Origin of the sequence: Bradyrhizobium sp. Cp5.3, assembly GCF_000426265.1 — a bacterium.
GTDB lineage: Bacteria > Pseudomonadota > Alphaproteobacteria > Rhizobiales > Xanthobacteraceae > Bradyrhizobium > Bradyrhizobium neotropicale.
The window spans coordinates 1-3,296 of record NZ_AUFA01000114.1 but is presented as its reverse complement, the minus strand read 5'-3'; the positions used below and the strand labels follow the sequence as shown (position 1 = coordinate 3,296).

The 3,296-nt window shown below is 57.4% G+C and carries 3 protein-coding genes; 1 reads left to right on the top strand and 2 read right to left on the bottom strand.

Annotated elements, in window-relative coordinates:
* Positions 1-19 precede the first annotated feature (19 nt).
* Positions 20-997: a tetratricopeptide repeat protein gene (locus K289_RS0140565; RefSeq protein WP_156918470.1), complete on the bottom strand. Its 978-nt coding sequence runs from the start codon at positions 995-997 to the stop codon at positions 20-22.
* Between the two features lie 235 nt (positions 998-1,232).
* Here K289_RS0140565 and K289_RS0140560 point away from each other — a divergent pair, with 235 nt between their 5' ends.
* The gene (locus tag K289_RS0140560) at positions 1,233-2,507 is read left to right on the top strand and encodes an IS701 family transposase (protein WP_027556514.1); all 1,275 of its coding nucleotides are present in this window, start codon (positions 1,233-1,235) and stop codon (positions 2,505-2,507) included.
* 178 nt (positions 2,508-2,685) lie between these two features.
* Here K289_RS0140560 and K289_RS0140555 read toward each other — a convergent pair.
* Positions 2,686-3,296, bottom strand: a 611-nt coding sequence (locus K289_RS0140555) for an IS630 family transposase (protein ID WP_027556513.1), incomplete at its 5' end; no start/stop codon positions are given.

Genomic DNA, 3,296 nt, shown 5'->3' with positions numbered 1-3,296 from the left:
ATCAACCCCGTTGCCCACGTCACGAGGGCCGCGTAACATTCATTCCGGCAACGTCGGCCCGACCTAGTTCAACAGCGATCGGGACATCCCCTTCGATAGCTTGCGCAAGCTTATGCTGCCTTGCGAAGATCGCGCTTCGCTGGAGCTTAGCCTCATAGTTCGTTGGATCTACCTGGATAGCTTGCGTCAGATCTGCGATGGCGGCTTCACTTTGTTGCCCGGCCACGGCAGCCGCGCGTATCTGATAGGCGCCGCTGAGGCGCATTTGATAGCTCAAATCATTTGGCTGGAGTTCAGCAGCTCTCCTGCGATCTGAAATGGCGTGGTCGAAATCGCGAACACCAATGTACGCATCCGCGCGACGACTATGCGCCAGGGCCAAATCAGGCTCGCTCAATCCGCCTTTTTCGATGAGGCCCGTGCAACCAGAGAGCTTGCGGTTAGTTTCGTCGCTGTTGCAATCTTCTGAAGGATTTTCGGATTGCGCAACGGGCACCCCCGGCGCGCTTCGATCCCGGCGAACAGCCAACCAATCCTGTGGATCGGCGGCTAACGCTTTAGCTTGCTTGTCGAGCTTAATCAGAATGTCAGCCTTGGATTTCGCATCGCAGGTGTTTTCGATTTTGCTGCATTTTGCACCGACATCGAAGCCGGACGGCGTCTTGCGTACGAGCAGATAACGATATGGCTTTCCTCGTCCGGTAACCTTGGCTAGCTCTAACTGCGCAATCCAGTAATCTTGCCTGAATGGATGAAGCGTTATTGAACCAATACGTTGGCCATCTTCTTCGAATGTATAGACTTTACCTTTGATGCTGAGCTTTGCCCTTTTGGGCTCGGGACCAACTATGACGTAGCTAAATTCACCCGTGAAATATGAATCGACTAGACCCGACGACTTATCGAAAAATGGTCCCGGCCCCTCAACGCAGCTAGTCAGCAAAGCCGCACATGCTCCTAGCAGGGCTACTACAATCGATCGGCGCAATCTGACCATCTTCGGAAATCCGCTCTCAACGATTTGCGAACAACCTTGGCTAACGTCGCCTACGCTATCCGTTCCTGCTGTGAACGTCGACGACTAACAGACGTAATGCGCTTATGCAGTCGTGGTAACCATCACGACACGGCCGCTGGCGCGCTAGTCTTACTGAGTCAGAGTGTCGCGGCTTTTACCGAGAAGAATCATATATTTGAGAAGACTCATCTTTTCAGCATGCGGAGAGGCTGAGATGGGTCTTGCAAAATCGGGGGACGCCGCGTCGCGGTTTTCGGCGTATGTTGAGGGTCTTACGAGCGTGATCGGGCACGCAGACCGAGCCAAACCGCTTCGCGATTACTGCACCGGTCTGATGATGCCTTGCGATCGCAAGAGTGTCGAGCCGATGGCGGCCATCACGGCTCCTGAGCGGACAGCAGCGCAACACCAGTCGTTGTTGCATTTTGTCGGTCAAGGCGACTGGTCGGACCAGCAAGTGTTGGCCAAGGTCCGTGAGTTAGTGCTGCCGAGCATCGAACGCCACGGAGAGATCGAAGCTTGGATCATCGATGATACGGGCTTTCCTAAGAAGGGGCGGCATTCGGTCGGGGTTGCGCGGCAATATTGCGGCCAACTGGGCAAGCAAGACAATTGTCAGGTCGCCGTGACCCTTTCGATTGCCAACCATCACGCGAGCCTGCCGGTGGCGTATCGCCTTTATCTACCAAAGGAGTGGGCGACCGACCGTCCGCGTCGGCGCAAAGCCGGTGTGCCCAAGGAGATCACCTTCAAAACCAAGCCGGCCATCGCGCTTGAGCAATTGCGCTGGGCCTGTGCAGGGGGCTTGCCGCGTGGCGTAGTGCTGATGGACGCCGGCTATGGTGCTGATACCGATCTGCGTACGAGCATCACAGATCTCGGCTTGAACTATGTGGCCGGCATCCAGCCACAAACGTCCGTATGGCGCCCTGGCACTGGGCCGCGGGCGCCGAAGAAGTGGTCGGAGAGCGGACGACCTCCGAAGTTGCTGCGACGTGATGGCAAGTATCAACCGATCTCAGTTAAGAAGCTTGCGATTGGTCTGCCAATGGATGCTTGGCGCAAGATCACGTGGCGTGAGGGGACGGCAGAACGCTTATCCTCGCGCTTTGCCCGTGTGCGCATCCGTCCGGCACATCGAGATTACTGGCTCGCCGAAAGCCGGCCGGAGGAATGGCTGCTGATCGAATGGCCGGAGGGCGAGGAAGCACCCACCAAATATTGGTTCTCGACACTTCCGGCGAACATTGGATTCCGTCAGCTGGTCGACACCGCCAAGCTGTGCTGGCGCATGGAGCGCGACTACTACGAACTCAAACAGGAGATCGGCCTTGGCCACTTCGAGGGGCGAGGCTGGCGCGGCTTCCACCATCACGCAACGCTGTGCATCGCGGCCTACGGATTCCTGGCCTCCGAGCGGGAGACGATTCCCCCCTCAGCAACAGGTTCCGCCGGGCTTTTCAAAGAAATTACAATTCTCGAAACTTAACGCCCGAGGGGGTCCGCCATTGCGGCCTGAACGGCACGTTCCAAATTCGATCGCGACCGTTCGGCGAGGATTGAGCGTCGCTCTCGCGTCCACACTATCTCGATGCCCTTGTTGCATCAGGGCAGTCTCAAGTCAAAGCAGCTATCGAAATTTGTGACGCAGTAAGACTAGTGGTTCATCACAGTGATTTTGACTCTTTGGCGGTAGCTGGATAGACGCGGACGAGTTTGGCGCGGGCTTTTTCGACTGTGAACATCCATTTGATGCGGTCGTTCTTTTTATTTCGCCTCTGTTGCCATGCTGCGATCTCTTTTCGGAGCCTTTTGGGATCGTTGATGCGGCGGCCGAGACACTGGCGCTGCAGCACGCTGATCTCGCACTCGACCATATTGAGCCAACTGGCGTGTTTCGGGGTGTAGTGGAATTCGAGGCGGCGCAGGATGCGGCGGGCCTCGGCGGGCGCAAAGGCTTGATACAGCGCGCCGGCGGTATGGATCGACAGATTGTCCTGCACGACACGGACGCAAACGGCATCGGGATAGTGGACGTCAACGAGTTCGCGCATGCAGTGCGCGTAGTCTACGGCGGCGCGGCGCTCGGTGACCTTGACGTTGCGCCAGCCGCGATGCGGATCGAAGATGACGAAGAGATTGACGGTGCCGTTGCGGCGGTACTCGTAATCGTAGCGTTCGCGCTGACCTGGCTCGGGCGGGATCGGCTGGCGCACCTCGCCGATGAGCTGAACGGGGGTCTCGTCGAAGATTCCATGGGGAGTAGATAGCGACCAGG